Below are 18,500 nucleotides of genomic sequence, written 5' to 3'. Positions count from 1 at the left end.
TTTCTTGTTTTCTTGACCCTACATTAGATTCTTCTGAGTCCTTGTGTCAAGCCTAATTGAGATGCTCTTACCCTGCAGAGCCGACCCCCAATGCGATCGCTTAGCTCAAAGAGCCTGACATCTATCTGTTCCCTCCCGCTTAGCTCCAAAAGGCGTTTAAGTACAGGACTTTCATTAGGATTAGCCTTCATCAGACGATAAGCAGTATAAGCACCAGAGACACCGCCGCCGATGATGGCGATGTCCGTTAATGGGAATGGTGGGGACTGAGGGTTTGTGATTTTTATATTCATCTGAAATCCTTGAGATATAGGGTAAAATAATCTCAATCTAGGGTAACACAATATCAGCGGGAGTGCTATTTTCTCTTCCACAATATACTAAAAAGTTTATAAATAAATTATTATTTGACGCAACCAACAGTTTTTTTGTGCTACCTTGGTTAGTCAGATGAAAGGGTTGCCAAAAATTCAATTTTAAAATTCACGACTTACGCGCTTACTAGGATTTTCTGTAGTTTTGAGCGTAACGAAGCGTTTCCCTTACCCTTGCTACATCGTTACAAGGCCTAAGTCCTAAAATTGACATACAGCCTCTAAAATATTGCACAAATTGAAAAATCAACAGCAATAATATGTCCTTAACATCTTTGAAACGTTCAGTCTCTAAACTTTCAGACAAAGTTCCCCTCCGCATCGTTCTCGTCGTACCCTTTGTTCTCCAAATATTTGGGACAGTAGGGTTAGTAGGGTGGCTATCATTTCGGAATGGGCAACAAGCTGTCAATGAGGTTGCTTCACATTTGCAGTCAGAAATTAGTTCTCGCATTCAAGAACATTTAGATCGCTATATGGCAACTCCTCATTTGCTCAACGAGCTCAATTCCAAAGCAATTTATTTAGGTAACTTGAACTTGCAAAAACCGAGTAGCCGCGAACGCTACTTCTGGAATATTATCCAATCATTTGATTCAGCAACTCATACCTATATTGGGACTACAAAAGGAGAACTTTTTGGCTCAAAACGGGTGGCAGATGGCTCAATACAGATCGGTCTGGCTGACGCATCGACGAACAATAGCCTCAATTACTATTCTGCTAATAGTCAGGGCGATCGCATTGGCGAATTCAAAACATCTACTCCTAGTTTTGATGCGCGAGTTCGACCTTGGTACAAAGCTGCTATAGGCGCTGGTAAACCTGTATGGAGTAAAATTTATACTGATTTTGTCAGCAAATCTCTTTTGATTACAGGCGTTCAACCTATCTCCGACAAATCAGGAAAAATGGTGGGAGTTCTCGCTGTCAACATTACCCTCACTGAAGTCAATAAATTTCTCAACAGTTTAAAAATTGGCAAGTCGGGGCAAACTTTTATTATAGAGCCGACAGGAGAACTTGTTAGTACATCTACTCTCGATCCCGTTTTACTTGTCAAAGGAAAGGAGACAGAGCGTGTCAATGCTGCATCAAGCCAAAATCCCTTAATTAAAGCAACAGAAAATCAGTTAAAAAAACACTTTGGCAATCTTACTGAAATTAACAGCGTTCACCAATTAGACTTTAAGCTCGACGGTAAGCGGCAATTCATTCAAGTACAGCCGTTTCAAGACATTCGCGGTTTAGACTGGTTAATTGTAGTAGTAATTCCCGAAGCTGATTTTATGGAGCAAATCAACACCAATACCCACACAACTATACTGCTGTGTATAGCAGCATTAATCGTAGCAACGGGTGTCGGCATTCTGACTGCAAAATCCGTAATTCAGCCACTTTTACGTTTAAATAGAGCAGCCAAAGAAATCGCTCAAGGCAAATTAGAACAGACAGTCCAAATAGAACGATCCGATGAACTAGGAGAGTTAGCTACATCATTTAACAGCATGGCACAGCAACTACAAGAATCCTTTGCTGCTTTAGAATCTAAAAATGCTGATTTGCAACGGCTCGATAATCTCAAAAATGAATTTTTAGCTAATACTTCTCACGAACTTCGCACTCCCCTAAATGGCATGATTGGAATTGCGGAATCGATGATTGATGGCGCTACTGGCGAAACCACAGAAATTCAGCGCAAAAACTTGTTAATGATTGCTTTAAGCGGACACCGATTATCCAATTTAGTGAATGACATTCTCGATTTTTCAAAGCTCCGGCATAAAAATATCGAGCTACAATTAAAGCCAGTAGGGATGCGAGAAATAGCAGAGATAGTTATTATGTTTAGCAACTCTCTAATCGGCGGTAAAAATTTGCAATTAATTAATAAAATTTCTTCCGACTTACCCCCCGCTGAGGCCGATGAAAATCGCCTCGAGCAAATTATGCACAACCTAGTCAGTAATGCAATTAAGTTCACTTCTGAAGGTCAGGTAGAAATATCAGCCGAATTAGTAACAGAACACAATTTAATTTCTGAGTCAGATAATGTGATGCACTCATATTTAGCTGTTACTATTTCCGACACAGGAATAGGAATATCTGAAGATAAATTTGACCGCATTTTTGAATCATTTGAGCAAGGCGACGGTTCCACAGCACGGGAATACGGCGGTACAGGTTTAGGTTTAGCCGTTACCAAAAAGCTAGTCGAATTACACGGCGGCGAAATCAAGGTAGAATCAACAATAGGTGTGGGTTCAAAGTTCACCTTTACGATCCCTGTTTCTGAAGGGGAAGTTGAGCAAAGGCGAGATGTTTTTCCCGTTGCTAGTTTCCAGTTAGCTGCTGATGGACTATTTGACAAAGAGCTTCAATCTTCAACAGTAAACGGTCAAGAAAAAGCATCTCAAATAAAAATTCTGATCGTAGATGACGAACCAGTTAATCTTCAGGTACTTGTCAACTACCTTTCCCTAAGAAATTATACAATAACCCAAGCTAATAACGGGTTAGAAGCCTTAGAAATGATTGAAAACAATTTCATTCCAGACCTAATATTGCTAGATGTGATGATGCCAAAAATGACGGGTTATGAAGTCACAAAAAAAATTCGCGAGCGTTACACTCTGACTGAAATTCCCATCGTGCTATTAACTGCCAAAAATCAAGTCAGAGACTTAGTGGAAGGATTGAGTGTCGGTGCTAACGATTATCTTAGTAAACCAGTTGCTAAAGATGAATTGTTAGCCAGAATCCAAACTCATATTAACCTGTCCCGTCTGCGCGCAGAAAACATCCGCATCAGCGCAGAATTAGATATTACGCGCCGACTACAACAGATGAACTTACCCAAAGAATCAGAACTACAAGCGATTGAAGGTTTAGAAATTGCAGGATTTATGGAACCAGCAGAGCAAGTATGCGGGGATTATTACGATGTACTAAACTGCAACGGAAAAGTTAAAATTGGCATCGGTGATGTAACTGGACACGGATTAGAAAGCGGCGTATTAATGATGATGGTGCAAACCGCAGTGCGGACTTTAATGACAAATAATGAAACCGATACTGTAAAATTCTTAGATACAATCAACCGCACAATCTATGATAGTTTGGAGCGGATGAAGTGTAATAAAAATATGACTCTTTGTTTGCTAGACTATAGCGAACGCACCCTGACTTTGAGCGGTCAACACGAAGAAATGATTGTGGTAAGAAATAATGGCGAAGTAGAGTTAATTGATACGATGGATTTAGGATTTCCGATTGGACTGGACGCCGATATTGCAGATTTCGTATCATCAACTAGCGTCGAGTTGAATTTAGATGATGTTGTTGTACTATACACTGACGGGATTACTGAAGCTTTTGATATCAATAAAGTAGAATACGGTTTAAAGCGGCTTGTAGAAATAGTTAAACAAAACCGCCAGCATTCAACTATTGAAATCAAGGAAACTGTGATTGCGGACGTGAAGCGCCACATCGGGGAGCAAAAGGTGTATGATGACATCACTTTAGTTGTCCTCAAACAAAAGTCTTGAAATTACTATCAAAATCAGTAGGACAGCGCCACCTAAAATCATAGTCCCTGATGACGCTCCGATCGGCTTCCAAATAGTCCACAGTTGCCTGCTATGATATTCAGCACGCAGTCTGTTAAGTTAGTGTGTGTTTTTAGCTAAGCCTAAAGAGTGCCTTTTTTTCTGTATTTTAGGTTTCAGATTCCACTCACTTTTTTTCTGACTGCGCTCAGTCCACATTCAAAAGCTGTCCGCAGTATTGTAAATCTAAAATCTAAAATCCAAAATCTAAAATCGATATGATCGCCCCCAACCTCCCAAATCTCCTGACAAGTATCATCCCTGTCGCACTCCTGCTGCTGCAATTGCCCGCCGCCGCAATTCTGATGTCGCGTTTGATCAAAGGCCCATCGCGCATCCCGCCCCTGGAACCCGATTCGCCGACGCTGGATTTGTTGGGTAGTTGTACTGCGGTGGTACCGACTTTGAATGAAGCCGATCGCATTTCGCCTTGTTTGGAAGGATTAAGCCGCCAAAGTTACGAACTCCGAGAAGCGATCGTGGTTGACAGCTATTCGGTAGACGGAACCGGAGATTTAGTCAAAGCTGCAGCACAAAAAGACCCCCGGTTTCGCTTGATTAACGACGATCCGCTGCCGACGGGTTGGGTAGGGCGTCCCTGGGCGCTGAATGCGGGTTTTTTGGCAAGTTCCGAGAAGTGCGAGTGGATTTTGGGGATAGATGCGGATACTGTGCCCCATCCGGGTTTGATTGCGAGTTTGCTGAAGACGGCGGCGGCTGGAAATTACGATTTGATTTCGCTGTCACCGCAGTTTATCCTCAAGTATCCGGGGGAGTTGTGGCTGCAACCTGCTTTGTTAATGACTTTGGTTTATCGGTTCGGGCCGACGGGGACTGGCGGGGATGTGCCGGAACGGGTGATGGCGAACGGTCAGTGTTTCTTGTGTAAGCGCGAGGTTTTGGTGGCATTGGGGGGCTATGAGGTCGCGAGGGGTTCTTTTTGCGATGATGTGACTTTGGCTCGCTATGCGGCTGCTAAGGGCTTTAAGGTGGGCTTTTTGGATGGGGCTAAGGTGTTGAAGGTGCGGATGTATGAGGGGGCGATCGAGACTTGGAATGAATGGGGTCGATCGCTGGATTTGAAAGATGCTGCTTCGGGCGGTCAAATTTGGGGCGATTTGTGGCTGTTGCTGGCGGTTCAAGGTTTGCCGGTGCCGATTGTGTTGTGCTATTTGCTGTTTGGTTCGCTGCCGCCGGTTGGTGTATTTCCGCACTTTTGGCTGTTGGGATTGAATGTATTTTTGGTTGCAGTGCGATCGGCTTTGTGTTTGGCGATCGCTCCTTCTTACGATCGAACTCAGGCATCGGGTAAATGGCTATTTTGGCTTTCTCCTTTGGCCGATCCGTTGGCGTTTTTGCGAATTCTCATTTCTGCTTTAAATCAGCCTACTCAGTGGCGCGGCCGAAAGTATGAATAATCGTTAAATTTTTCCCGCCCATTAATTATGGTCTGCTGTGCATTTAAATTGTATAATTTCCTCGGATCAGAACTCATTAAATCCTCTTTTTATATCAATTCCGGTGGTATCGGAATGATGTCAAGAGTCAACAGTCAACAGTCAACAGTCAACAGTCAATTAACTTTAATTTATATGACGCGATTTATTCACGATCGCTTTGCCAAAGAATACCTAGAAGAACTGCTTTCACCGATCGGAACAGTCAAGGTCGGTCGCGATGTGACTTCTGAAGTCCGAGAAATCGATGTTTATTTCACTCCAGGTACTGCAATTCCCGAATACTCATCAAGCCTGGGCTTGTTGGGAAAAATGGCTGACACAACTGCAATTTTTGAACCGTTTCGCAATCCGGTAACTGTCAGCGAAGTCTTGAGCTGCATGAGTAAGTTATGGGATTTGCGAGGTGAATTGGAGCGGCAGGCGAGAAGAGAAAATACTCGCTATGATGAGGATCAGTTGCCCCGAATGTGGATTTTGACACCGACAGCATCGAAAGCGCTGGTGGAGGGTTTTGGTGGGATACCAAACCCTGAGAATTGGATCGAGGGAATCTATTTTTTCCCGGAGCACTGGCGAGCAGCAATTGTGGCGATTCACCAGTTGCCAGAAATCCCAGAAACCCTGTGGTTGAGGATTTTGGGGAAAGGGAAAGTACAGCAAAGGGCGATCGGGCAATTAAGTGCTTTAGCAACGGACGATCCGTTGCGGATTATTGCGCTAGAATTATTGTATCGTCTACAGTCACATTTAGTAGTCGAAAATCAACAGGAACCTGAACCAGAAGAGCGGGAGTTAATCATGGCGATCGCACCACTTTTTCAACAACAAATACAAGCCGCACAGCAACAAGCTAGAGAAGAAGGACTAGAACGAGGACTAGAACGAGGACTAGAACGAGGACTAGAACGAGGACTAGAACGAGGCAGACAAGAACAGCAGCGCTTAATATTAGAAAATTTTCTGCGAGTTAGATTTGGAGAATTAAGCCAGAGAATGACAGTGTTTTTATCTCCAATATCCAAGTTGCCTGCTGCGGAATTTACAGTGTTGTTGCTGGCAATCTCGATGCTAACAGTTGATGAAGAAGGGCGGGAACAAGCTGTAAGATTATTGGCAGAAAATGTCTTGACCATGCGCCAAAATGAATTGGGTGATATTCTGCCTACAGCCATTACCAATTTACTAGCATTGCCCGTGACAGAATTGACCTTGTTGGTAGAACAACTGCCACAGTTATCGGCTGATGAATTGAGAGAAAGGTTAGGGGCAATCTCTGAATAAAAACTGTTTGAGTATCCATAAAGTGCGATCGCCCTTTTTTGGTCTTTTGGATCGAAGGGGCGATCGTACTTTTCTTGGCTTCCCTAAATCAGCCGGCAATTAGCAGATATTATCAAAATAGTATCTTCCCCAGCAATCTTACAAGAAAGAGCTACTATTAAGAGCCGTTGGATTCAGATTATAAACCAATCCCAAGTAGTCATTCCCTGATTTGATCGCCGTTGATAATACAGCAGTTGCACCATCTAAAATGACATTAACTGACTCAAAAGTTAATTGACTAAAAGTGACATCAATTAACTTAATTTTATCCTCTGAAGTGAAGTCAGTAATCAGATCGGCTTGAGATACTTCCGTAGCCGTATCTTGCAATACAAAGATATCATTCCCTGCGCCACCTGTGAGGATATCCAAACCGGAATCGCCATTCAGGAGATCGTTACCCGCACCGCCTGATAAGATATCATCTTGCTTACCACCGCGCAGGGTATCATCGCCATCACCACCTAGCAGGATATCGTTATCATTATTCCCGCTAAGAAAATCGTTGCCAGTACCGCCCGCGATCGAATCTGAACCTTTGCCGCCAATTAGTTCGTCGTTACCGCCTGCACCTACTAGAGTATCTTCTCCTTGATTCCCAAAATAGGTGTTTGGGAAGTCTAATCCCCTCAAGGAATCGTTGCCGGAAAGGGCAAATACGCTTAAGCCTAATGCTGCTGCTGGGAAGCTGGTATCGTTGCCATCTGTTAGCAGGTAAACATCTCCTAATCGGGTGTTTTCTGGTAAGCCCGATCGCACGTTACTTGATACCGATGGTTTTGGCATAGCAATTGCTATTTGTACTTCCGGTGTCGGTGTCGGTGTCGGTGTAGGAGTTGTGACTACAGGTGTTGGTGTTGTGACTACAGGTGTTGGTGTTGTGACTGCGGGTGTTGGTGTTGTGACTGCGGGTGTTGGTGTTGTGACTACAGGTGTAGGAGTTGTGACTACAGGTGTTGGTGTTGTGACTACAGGTGTTGGTGTTGTGACTACAGGTGTTGGCGTTGGAGTTACAGGGTTATTACCACCATTCAAAATTTGTTCATCTAACGCCGCCCCCGTGTTTTCTGCAACTAGAGAATCGAGGGTTTTTTGACCGGCACCAAATGCTTTAAAGTCTTCAGTAGTTGCACCTAAAGCAATTTTTTGAACTACTGCTACTTGTTTTTGCAGTTGTGTAAGATCGGTATTAGTCGCGATCGCCTCTACAATCCGTTGATTAGATGCTGCGATTACCTCGGCTAGTGCTGGTGCCGCCACTGCTATCTCTTGGGCGTTAAAATTAGGATCGATCGCCTTTACTCGATCGCCCACTTGGACGATTAAATCCGCCACTTGTTCAGGTTTGGTGAAATCTAAGGTTCCTGTTTGGATGCGATCGGCGATCGTACTAACTATTTGCTTGACAGCATCACCCATAGTCAGATTGCTGGCACCTTCAATTAATCCCGCTGTTTGAGTGATCGAGTTTTGGGCTACCAGCATCGCCGTTAATACAGCTTTACCACCAGGTTGTTGCCCTAGGGTAGCGGCGATCGGATCCACATAATTAATCGGGATATCGCTAGGAATATCGAAAGCGCTAGTGACTTTTGCATCAGCTTCATTAACGGTTAAACCGCGATCGGCTAATTCAGCTACCATGCTAGTCAGTAAAGTAATTACTTCTGCATCGGGTGTCGCTTTGAGCGGAGTTTCTAGGGGTAAACCGGTACCGATGTCGGTGCCGCCAAAAGCTACTAAATTACCTTCACTTGCATCAAGTTTGCCGTTATTATTAGTGTCAAAAGTGTCCGAAGTAATATCAAAACTAAATGCGCCGTTACCGTCTGTTGTGCCTTTGGGTTCGTTCGGATCGGCGATGCCATTTTTGTTAGCATCAAAGAAGACATTCGCGTCGGCAATATAGTCGTCAATTACAAAACCACCAAAAGTAGAACTCTTGAAGCGGATTATTTCGCTAACATTGGCACCAGACGAATCCGTTCCTATTATCTTCATCCAGTAGTCAAATTTCTGCGGGCGAGTCTCGCCGATCTCAATTTTGCGAGTTGCGGAATTGAAAGTTAACCATGAGGGGAGAGGAATCTCAGGAAAACTTAACTCATTTACTGGCTGACGATAGCGACCGCCACTCCGATCGGTTTTCCATGTAAACGCCGACGAATTCAACGCCTTGAAATCTGCTAGGGCGATCGAATAATTAATGCTGTCGCCCGGATCGGGGTCAGTATCGGTGTTTGCAGCCAAGGTAAACACATTGCCAGTTTGAGAAAAACCTAGCGATCCACTTTGCGAAAAGGCAGAAAGATTTACAACTGGGGGGTTGTTCTTATTCGTTGGCGTTACTGGTGTTGGTGTGGGAGTTACTGGCGTTGGTGTGGGAGTTACTGGCGTTGGTGTGGGAGTTACTGGCGTTGGCGTGTTGAGCAGGATGGAGGCTGTGTTACTGCGGTAGTTCGCCACAGCTAAGTCAGGTTTCCCGTCGCCGTTGAAGTCGCCGATGCTCATGGATTCGGGGCCGTCGCCAGCAGCGAATTCATCGCCAATAGCGAAGGTGACGAAGGTGGCTCCTGTGGTGGTGGTGTTGAGCAGTATGGAGGCGGTGTCGCTCCGGCCGTTCGCCACAGCTAAGTCAGGTTTCCCGTCGCCGTTGATGTCGCCGATGCTGACGCTGTTGGGCTCATCGATGAGCCCGAATCCATCGCCAATAGCGAAGGTGACTTGGGGGGCGAAAGAGGGGGTGGTGGCGACCGTGGTGGTGGTATTGAGCAGGATGGAGGCACTGTCGCTGTTGAAGTTCGCCACAGCTAAGTCAGGTTTCCCGTCGCCGTTGATGTCGCCGATGCTGACGCTGTTGGGACGATCGCCAGTAGGGAAAGTGACTTGGGGGGCGAAGGTGGGGGTGGTGGCTCCCGTGGTGGTGGTGTTGAGCAGAATGGAGGCGGTGTCGCTGGTAATGTTCGCCACAGCTAAGTCAGGTTTCCCGTCGGCGTTGATGTCGCCGATGCTGACGCTGTTGGGGCGGACGCCAGTAGCGAAGGTGACTTGGGGGGCGAAGGTGGGGGTGGTGGCTCCTGTGGTGGTGGTGTTGAGCAGTATGGAGGCGGTGTCGCTGTAAAAGTTCGTCACAGCTAAGTCAGGTTTCCCGTCGCCGTTGATGTCGCCGATGCTGACGGATATGGGGCCATCGCCAGTAGGGAAAGTGACTTGGGGGGCGAAGGTGGGGGTGGTGGCTCCCGTGGTGGTGGTGTTGAGCAGGATGGAGGCGGTGTCGCTCCGGCGGTTCGCCACAGCTAAGTCAGGTTTCCCGTCGCCGTTGATGTCGCCGATGCTGACGGATTCGGGAAGATCGCCAGTAGCGAAGGTGACGAAGGTGGCGAAAGTGAGGGTGGTGGCGCCGATGGGGGTGGTGTTGAGCAGGATGGAGGCGGTGTTGCTCCGGCGGTTCGCGGTTGCTAAGTCAGGTTTGCCGTCGCCGTTGATGTCGCCGATGCTGACGGAGACGGGGCCATTGCCAGTTGGGAAGTCTACCTTGGGAGCGAAGCTGAGCACGCCGCTGTAGGTTTTGAGGGTGGTTTCTGTCAGAGCAAGTTTGGGCTTTTGGGGTGATGGGGGGATGAGTTGGGGGATGTCCCAGGTGCCTCCGAGTTTGCTGTTACCTGTAGGTTGGGAGTTAGCGGCGATGTTTGCGCCTGTGAGTTGGTTCAGTTGAGTCAGGAATTGGTGTCCGGATTTCCCGGCTGCTACGTTACAGCCATACAAGATGATGCTGGCGTTGGAAGCGAGGGCGTTTCGCCACTGTTGCAACTGTTGGCTGTAGTGTTCGATGTTGCTGCTGTTGAGTTCTGTCGTGCCTAAGTAAATCTTGCCGGGGCTACCGTGGGTGATGATGTGGAGGGTTTCGATGCCTTGATGCTGAGCGAGGATTGTGGTGATTTGCTCTAGGGCATCAGGCTGGTTTTCCAGGATGTAGGTGGCCGTATCTGGTTTGATGCCTTGGGCTATATAGTTGCTGTCTGGTACTGTGGGGTCAAGGATGACGATCGAGCTTGGCTGGTTGCTCATGCAAGCAACAAAGGGATTTTTTTTGTTAAGTTGAGTTAGGGTTTTCATCTGTTTTTGCATTAGGTAGAATTACTGGTTTTTGAGCTGCTAAAAGCGATCGCCCGATTTGAGTTGCGATGGCGGTATTTCTATCTGGTAGCGGATGACCCCCTAAACTTTTAATTGCTAGGAGCTTAGCAGGGTTCGATCGTACTGTCAGTGGTTGAGCTTCTCCTTTACAAAATCTTTATATGTTTCCGGGTTATTGTAAACAATTATAAAAAGTCGAAGTCGGGGCGAGTTTATGAGATTATTGATTTTAGGCAATTACGCTCAGTGATTCTATGAATAATGACGATCGCACAAATTTCAATACAGTCCAAGAACACGAGATTTTTGGCGATCGCGATTTGCCATCTTGGTTAACCCAACAACAAATTAGCCTCGCTTGCACTACCTATCAAACCAGCAGGTTAATGTTAATCGGTGCTGTGCCAGAAACGAACAGAATCTCGGCTTTTTGGCGAATATTCGATCGCGCAATGGGGCTTTTCTGCACGCCGGAACGCCTTTATTTAAGTTCCAAATATCAACTCTGGCAATTAGATAATGTCTTAGAATCCGGGAAATTATACCAAGGATACGATAAATTATATATACCAAGAATCGGTTATACTACAGGTGATATCGACATTCACGATATCGCTGTCGATAAAAATAATCAAATCATTTTTATTAGCACTTTGTTTAATTGTATCGCTACTTTGAGCGATCGCCACAGTTGCAAACCTCTCTGGAAACCAGGCTTTATCTCACAATATATAAATGAAGACCGCTGTCACCTCAACGGTTTGGCGATGGTGGATGGGGAGGCGAAATATGTCACAGCGTCGAGTCAGTCGGATGTGGTGGATGGCTGGCGCGATCGCAGACAAAACGGCGGTATAGTTATTGATATCGAATCTAATGATATTATCGTCACAGGATTGTCAATGCCGCATTCGCCCCGCTGGTATCAAGATAAATTGTGGTTGCTGAATTCGGGGAGAGGAGAATTCGGTTATGTGGATTTAGATACAGGGAAATTTGAGGCGATTACGTTTTGTCCGGGATATGTGCGAGGACTAGCTTTTTGGCAAAATTGGGCAATTGTTGGACTCTCGAAACCTCGGGGAGGTGACAACACTTTTAGCGGTTTAGAATTGGATGAGTTGTTAGCAGCCAAGGATGCTGAGCCTCGCTGTGGTATGATGGTGATAGATTTGACTACTGGGGCGATCGTTCACTGGTTGCGGTTTGAAGGAATTGTCACCGAACTCTATGATGTGCAAGTGATTCCCCAAGTGCAAAAGCCGATGGCGTTGGGTTTTCAAACCGATGAAATTGCTCAATTAATTACTTTGGAACTTTAACCGCAGATGGTGGCGGATGTACGCGGATTAACGCAGATACAGCAGATTCCACGTTTATGAAGCATACCCCGGAAGTGCGATCGAGCGCCGTAGGGAAACGGCATTACCCAAAGCGTGTCAACTTAAGCTTTTAGTCCACCACTCCTCCCCCCCACCCGCTAGTCCGCCAGGGGTTGAAACCCCTGTCTAATAGCTAAAGTCCTCTAAAAGAGGACTCAAGAACTCATCAGTCCTCTTTTAGAGGACTTGCGCTTTGAGGCAGGGGTTTCAACCCCTGCCGGACTGTCGGTTTGATGTTAAAATGTTTACAGGATTTACCCACGCGGTGTGAGAGAAAGTATTTAAGCGGGATTTGGTATTACTCAAAAATAGCTCCATCTAAGCTTGTTTTTCTTAAGTCTGTTCTCGCTAAATTTGCACCTCTTAAGTCAGCACCTGTTAAGCAAACATTGCTTAAATCTGCATAACTCAAATCCGCACCTCTGAGATTAGCATCTGATAAATTTGCTCCTGATAAATTCGCCCTCACCAGTTGCGATTTACTCAAGTTACAGCCACTCAAATTTGCTGCTGGCATCTGTACCGCCATTAAGTTTGCTTTGCTTAAATTAGTGCCGCTGAGGTTAGCCAAATTCAATTTAGCATAACTCAAATCAATGTTTTCCAAGCAAAGTTCGCTCAATTGCGCGCATCGCAAGTTAGCATTAATAAAAAACCTGTCTCCAACCGCATAACGGCGCAGCAATTCGTCAACTCCCAGCCGAATTAAAACCGGTTCGCAAGTATTTTGGTAGCACCACGATGTCTCCAGCAAACTAGCGGCTGCTTCAATTGCTACCTTGTCGGATTTAGCGAGCACCAAACTATTGCACCCATCCCACTCACCGTTGAGCATGAATGCCATGTCAGAAGCTGCTGCTATTGAGTCGCATAGCAAAACGGTTTCTGGTTTGGGTTGCAGCCAGTTCATTAGGGCGATCGAACTCTTGTTTTTCACTGTTGATTCAGGATTTGTTGGTATTTCTTAATTATAGGTAAAATTATTGAAAACATTATGCACAAATTTGCGGCGGCTTCGGAGACTGAATTAATTGTATTTGGTGCAGCGAGACCTGGATATCGCGATGCAGAAATTGCTGAGTGGATTGAATTTATGCAGGGGCACAATATCAAGCAAGTTTGCTGTTTGCTTCCCGATTCCCAACTCATCCGCTACGGGGACTTACTGGGAACGTATCGGAATATCTTTGGGTGCGATCGAGTTTGCTGGGCTCCGATTGCCGATTTTGAATTGGTAGATAGGGATATTTTGCTCGATCGCATATTACCATTTTTGGCATCTGCAAATAGCAAAGGCGAACGGGTCGTAGTTCACTGTTCTGGGGGGATCGGACGTACAGGACAGGTTTTGGCTGCTTGGTTGGTTAGCGGGCGGGGATTATCTAACAAACAGGCGATCGCAGCAGTAAAAAAAACTGGTAGAAATCCCTATGAAGCCGTGTTTGCTGCTTTGTTCAAAGGTCGAAACCCTTGGCAAGTTGCCGGAGAACTTAATGCTCTTTTAGATGATGGTCGTCCTGTTATATGAACTCCGGTTGCACCGTTAGTTAATTAACAGTTAACAGTTAACAGTTAACAGTTAACAGTTAACAGTTGACCAAATGCCAAATGCCAACTGCCAACTGCCAACTGACTAATCAGTTGTACTAACGTGGTCAATTCTCTCTAATTGCCAGAGAATTTGGTTGCCCTCGCGTCGCACCCGCGACACTACCCAATTTCGCCAAACCCAGTTGTCTCCGCGACTGGTGACAGCGCTGGCATTTACATCCATCAAATCAGCCAGTTCAGAACTGGTAATCAAGTAGCCTTTCGTCGCAACCTCGTCGGCGATGTGCAACGTTTCGATCAGATTGCGGAGGTCCTGAACCCTCACCTCGCGGGGCAAGTTCTCCAGGGTATCGGCAGTTGAATCCATCATGGTAGAGTTGGAGATCGGAAGGTCAGAAGTTATGACATAGGATTCTATCGTTTTGTTACCAGTTACGTCCGTTTCTTCCGAAACAATTGCGTTGTCAAAGCGTAGGGGCGGTGCCCCCGTGCCCGCCCCGGCCTCGTCTCCCGTTGGTTTCTGCTGTTTGTTACCAGTTACGTCCGTTTCTTCCGAAACAATTGTGTTGTCAAAGCGTAGGGGCGGTGCCCCCGTGCCCGCCCCGGCCTCGTCTCCCGTTGGTTTGTGCTGTTGCAGTTGGGGAGTGAGATTGTGCGAGAAGCTGCGGGCGATTTCATCGCATCTGTCGTTGTAGAAGTCGCCGGAGTGGCCGCGGACGTGTTCCCACTTGATTTGTCTGGAATTCAGCTTGTCTAGCAGATGCCAGAGGTCTTGGTTGACAACATCTTTGCCCGTTGAGGTTTTCCAGCCTTTATTTTTCCAGCCTTGAATCCATTTAGTGATGCCGTTTTTAACGTATTCGCTGTCGGTGTAAACGGTGACGGGTTCGGTTTGACCGGAATTGGCAAAAAATTCCAGCGCAGCGACGGCAGCCTGCATTTCCATGCGGTTGTTAGTGGTTTGGGGGTCTGCACCTCCGAGTTCGTGACAGTTGCCGTCGGCGAAACAAACTACTGCACCCCAGCCGCCGGGGCCTGGGTTGCCGGAACAAGCGCCGTCTGTGTACAAGCTTTTGATTTTGGGAGTTGTCATGAGCGAATTAATGTGTAATTTAGAGGTAAGTTGTTTGCAAGTGCGATAATTAAGGCAATTGAGATAGTTTTACTTCCTGCTATGAAAAATGCCAACTTAAAGATTAAAAAGGTTGCGCTATTTATTTGTCCCTTTTCTTTGTTAATTTTTAATACTTTCGCGCAAGCACAGCCCATAGTGCCTGCTGCTGACGGTACGGGTACTGTTGTCACCCCGATCGGCAACCGTTATGATATCAACGGCGGCAGTTTGTCGGGAGACGGCGCGAATCTTTTTCACAGTTTTGGGCAGTTCGGCTTGAATCAAGGTCAAATTGCTAATTTTCTGACTAATCCGGCTATTCAGAATATATTAGCTCGAATTGCTGGCGGGGACGCTTCGCTAATTAACGGTTTAATTACTGTCACGGGCGGCAATTCTAATCTTTTTCTAATTAATCCTGCGGGGATTGTGTTTGGCCCGAACGCGAGTTTGAATGTGCCGGCGGCTTTCACTGCAACTACTGCTACTGGTGTCGGTTTTGGTTCAAATTGGTTTAATGCTGCAGGTACAAATAATTTTAGCGCGTTGGTTGGTACGCCAAATGCTTTTTATTTTAGTCCGGGTGTACCGGGAAGTATTGTTAATTCTGGCAATTTAGCGGTGACTCCGGGGCAAAATTTGGCTTTGCTTGGCGGTACGGTTGTTAGTACCGGGCAGTTGTCGGCTGCGGGCGGGCAAATTACTGTTGCTGCTGTTGGGGGAGATAATGTTCTCCGCATTAGTCAACCGGGACATTTGTTGAGTTTGGAAATAGCAACGGGCAGAAATTTTGGTAATTCTCCACAGACTTTGAATCCTGTTTCTTTGCCGCAGTTGCTGACAGGTACTGGGCAAAATCAGGCGACGGGTGTTGTGGTTGCTGATGACGGTTCTGTGCGGCTTGTGGGTTCTGGTTTGCAGGTGAATTCTGGGGATGTGGCGATTGCTGCTAATGTGTCTGGGCTGCCGCAGTTGAGTGCGGGAAGTGCGAATTTATGGGCTGCGGAAAATCTCACGTTAGCGGGCACTAGGCTGCAAACTACGGGGGATTTGAGTTTGCTGGGTGGGGATGCGGTGCGGGTCAGGGACAGCGCCCAGAATCCTTTTTTGGCGCAGGCTGGGGGGAATTTATACATTCAAGGATCTCGCACGATCGACATTCTCACTCAAAATGCGATCGGCGGCTTATCTCTTCCCCCGCAATTCCAAAGCGGCGGCAATTTGAGTTTGGTTAGCAACGGCGTTATTTCGGGGGATGCCCACTTTGTTTCTGGTGGCAATTTTTCGATTCGCAATTTGTCGGGAATGCCGGGAAACTTTGTCAGTTTATTTGACCCGATTATCAGTTCCGAAGGAGATGTTTTCTTTGGAGATTATACCGGAGTTTCGCTGAAAGTCGAGGCGAAGGGGAGCATTGTTGGCGAGGAGATTACAATTACCGGCCCCGATATTGCATTGGGTAGGGAAAATCTGAGTGGCGATCCAGATATTGCTATTTTAACCAGCAGTCCGGCTTTAATTCTGCGGGCGGGAGTGGCAAATCTGGCAAATTCTCCTAATGTTCCTAATTCTCCTACGGATACTCCGGGTGATAATGACCCACCTACTCCTTTAGATAAGGATGACGATGCAATATTTACTCCTGCGTCTATTTTATCGAATAATTTGATTTCTGTTGAAAATATTTCGGCTGGCGGGCAGGTGATTTTGTCAGCGCCGGGAACTATCGCAACTAGAGATATTAATGGCGGTCAAATTAATCTCGAAAGCAGGGAAGCAGGAGTGGTAGTTGGGGGCAGATTAACGTCTAGTTCGATAATTAATATTCAAGCTAATGACAATATTATATTGACAAGTGACATTTCTCGTGCTGATATCAACGGCAGTATTAGTCTGAATACTGTTCGAGGCAATATAGTAACAGGGTCGATCGATACTGGGACTTCGGGGGCGATCGCACTCAGAGCTTTTGGCAATGTGAATTTTGGGACTTTGCAGGGCTCTAATGTTGATATTGTCAGTAACTCCGGGGCATTGGGGGTTTTGAGCGATCCGAATATTATAGTCCCTAATACTACACCAGTCAATATTACAGCAACTGAGAATATCAATTTGACAGCTTCTAGGGACTTAACGGTAGGCGATCTCACCGCTGCCACTGTCAATGCTAGCAGCCGCAATGAGAATGTTAACACGGGGGCGATCGCTACTTCTGGAGATGTCAGAATTCTAGCGGGACAGGAAATAAACACAGAGGCAATAACTGTTAATCCTGTTGCCACAAATCCACTTAATCCCATTATCCCTACAGTCAATCTGGACGCCCTAACTAATATTAGCGTTGATTCCATCAATGCTCCGGCGGCTACGATTGCTTTGAGAGCAACCAGCAACTTAAATGCAGGGAGTTTGCTGGGGGGTTCAGTCGATCTCAATAGCGATCGGGGAACTATTGCGATTGGTAATACTACATCTATTGGGAATATTAATATAATAGGTTCGGGAAATGTAAATTCAGGGGATTTGCTGGGAACAAAAATTAATGTAAATAGCAGTTCGGGAATTATTGATATTGGCCGCGCTACTGCCACAGCAAATACTGTCACTTTAACAGCGCCGCTGGATGTAAATTCACGAGATTTGCGGGGAGTTGGAGTTAATGTAAATAGCACTTCGGGAAGGATTAATATTGGCAATACCGAGGCCACAACAGGAAATGTCAGTTTGACAACTTCTGGCAATGTAAATTCAGGAGATTTGCGGGGAGTTGGAGTGAATGTAACTAGCAATACGGGAAGTATTGATATTGGCAATACCGACGCCACAACAGGAAATGTCAATTTAATAGCGCCGCTAGATGTAACTTCACGAGACTTGCGGGGAGTTGAAGTTGATGTCACTAGCAGCAGGGGAAGTGTTAGCACTGGCAATATAGATGCTTCGGGAATTGTGAGGATTTTAGCCGGAAACGAAATCAGCATTGGGCGAATAAATGTTAATCCGATTGGGTTCGATCGCACTTCTAGAGTAAATCTCAACGCTCAAAATGATATCAGTGTTGTATCGATCGATGCTGCGGGCGGTAATGTTGAGATCGCAACTCCGGGTTTAGTTCGAGTGACGGGTACTTTTGACCAAAACGGCACTCCTGTTAGCATCTCGACTCTTGGCGACACTCAACCCGGTACAGTTACGATCCGCCACGGCGGCGGCGATGTCAATCCGCCGATACCTTTTGCGGTGGGAGATGCGACGACTAACGGTACTGCTGGGGCGATCGCCAGCAATGCTGTGGGTACGATTACTCAGGGACAATCTTTTATCAATTCTTACACTCAAGGCAATAGTGCGATCGTCACTACCAATCAACCAACAAATCCCCCCGATACAAATCCACCCGATACAAATCCCCCCCATACAAATCCACCCGATACAAATCCACCCGATACAAATCCACCCGATACAAATCCACCCGATACAAATCCACCCGATACAAATCCACCCGATACAAATCCACCCGATACAAATCCACCCGATACAAATCCACC

Annotated in this window: 10 protein-coding genes and 1 pseudogene; 6 read left to right on the top strand and 5 right to left on the bottom strand. The window is 46.2% G+C overall.

Annotated elements, in window-relative coordinates; all coding sequences use genetic code 11:
* Window positions 1–23: 23 nt before the first annotated feature.
* Complete coding sequence (locus QT992_RS19560) at window positions 24–293, bottom strand: NAD(P)-binding protein (protein ID WP_333341193.1); 270 nt, start codon at window positions 291–293, stop codon at window positions 24–26.
* 341 nt (window positions 294–634) lie between these two features.
* On the opposite strand from QT992_RS19560, the gene QT992_RS19555 reads away from it, so the two are divergent.
* The 3 genes from QT992_RS19555 to QT992_RS19545 all read left to right on the top strand — a co-directional run bounded on the left by QT992_RS19555 (window position 635) and on the right by QT992_RS19545 (window position 6,726).
* Window positions 635–3,925 (top strand): SpoIIE family protein phosphatase, encoded by a 3,291-nt coding sequence (locus QT992_RS19555; protein ID WP_333320985.1) that lies wholly within the window; start codon window positions 635–637, stop codon window positions 3,923–3,925.
* Window positions 3,926–4,203: 278 nt separating this feature from the next.
* Window positions 4,204–5,403 carry a 2'-O-glycosyltransferase CruG gene (cruG, locus tag QT992_RS19550; RefSeq protein ID WP_333377558.1) on the top strand — a complete coding sequence of 400 codons (1,200 nt, stop codon included), beginning with the start codon at window positions 4,204–4,206 and terminating at the stop codon, window positions 5,401–5,403.
* Window positions 5,404–5,517: 114 nt separating this feature from the next.
* On the top strand, window positions 5,518–6,726 hold the full coding sequence (locus tag QT992_RS19545; protein ID WP_333341190.1) for a flagellar assembly protein H: 1,209 nt from the start codon (window positions 5,518–5,520) through the stop codon (window positions 6,724–6,726).
* A 138-nt stretch (window positions 6,727–6,864) separates the two neighbouring features.
* Here the strand turns inward: QT992_RS19545 and QT992_RS19540 are convergent, their stop codons facing one another.
* Window positions 6,865–10,884, bottom strand: coding sequence for a DUF4347 domain-containing protein (locus tag QT992_RS19540; protein ID WP_333341187.1), 4,020 nt, complete (start codon window positions 10,882–10,884; stop codon window positions 6,865–6,867).
* A 275-nt stretch (window positions 10,885–11,159) separates the two neighbouring features.
* On the opposite strand from QT992_RS19540, the gene QT992_RS19535 reads away from it, so the two are divergent.
* Entirely contained in the window at window positions 11,160–12,227 is a 1,068-nt protein-coding gene (locus tag QT992_RS19535; RefSeq protein WP_333341185.1) for a TIGR03032 family protein, read from the top strand.
* Window positions 12,228–12,585: 358 nt separating this feature from the next.
* Here QT992_RS19535 and QT992_RS19530 read toward each other — a convergent pair whose 3' ends face one another.
* Window positions 12,586–13,224, bottom strand: coding sequence for a pentapeptide repeat-containing protein (locus QT992_RS19530; protein WP_333341182.1), 639 nt, complete (start codon window positions 13,222–13,224; stop codon window positions 12,586–12,588).
* 57 nt (window positions 13,225–13,281) lie between these two features.
* Between QT992_RS19530 and QT992_RS19525 the strand changes: the two genes are divergently transcribed.
* Window positions 13,282–13,815 (top strand): dual specificity protein phosphatase family protein, encoded by a 534-nt coding sequence (locus QT992_RS19525; protein ID WP_333212627.1) that lies wholly within the window; start codon window positions 13,282–13,284, stop codon window positions 13,813–13,815.
* Between the two features lie 105 nt (window positions 13,816–13,920).
* Here QT992_RS19525 and rnhA read toward each other — a convergent pair whose 3' ends face one another.
* Window positions 13,921–14,931: a ribonuclease HI gene (gene rnhA, locus QT992_RS19520; RefSeq protein WP_333341179.1), complete on the bottom strand. Its 1,011-nt coding sequence runs from the start codon at window positions 14,929–14,931 to the stop codon at window positions 13,921–13,923.
* Between the two features lie 81 nt (window positions 14,932–15,012).
* On the opposite strand from rnhA, the pseudogene QT992_RS33670 reads away from it, so the two are divergent.
* Window positions 15,013–16,977, top strand: a pseudogene (locus QT992_RS33670) (two-partner secretion domain-containing protein); the annotation flags it as partial.
* Window positions 16,978–18,310: 1,333 nt separating this feature from the next.
* Here the strand turns inward: QT992_RS33670 and QT992_RS33665 are convergent.
* Window positions 18,311–18,409 (bottom strand): hypothetical protein, encoded by a 99-nt coding sequence (locus QT992_RS33665; protein WP_445305799.1) that lies wholly within the window; start codon window positions 18,407–18,409, stop codon window positions 18,311–18,313.
* Between the last annotated feature and the right edge of the window lie 91 nt (window positions 18,410–18,500).

The organism is Microcoleus sp. T3_D1 (genome assembly GCF_036700405.1).
Lineage (GTDB): Bacteria > Cyanobacteriota > Cyanobacteriia > Cyanobacteriales > Microcoleaceae > Microcoleus.
This window is presented reverse-complemented; position numbering and strand designations above follow the sequence as displayed.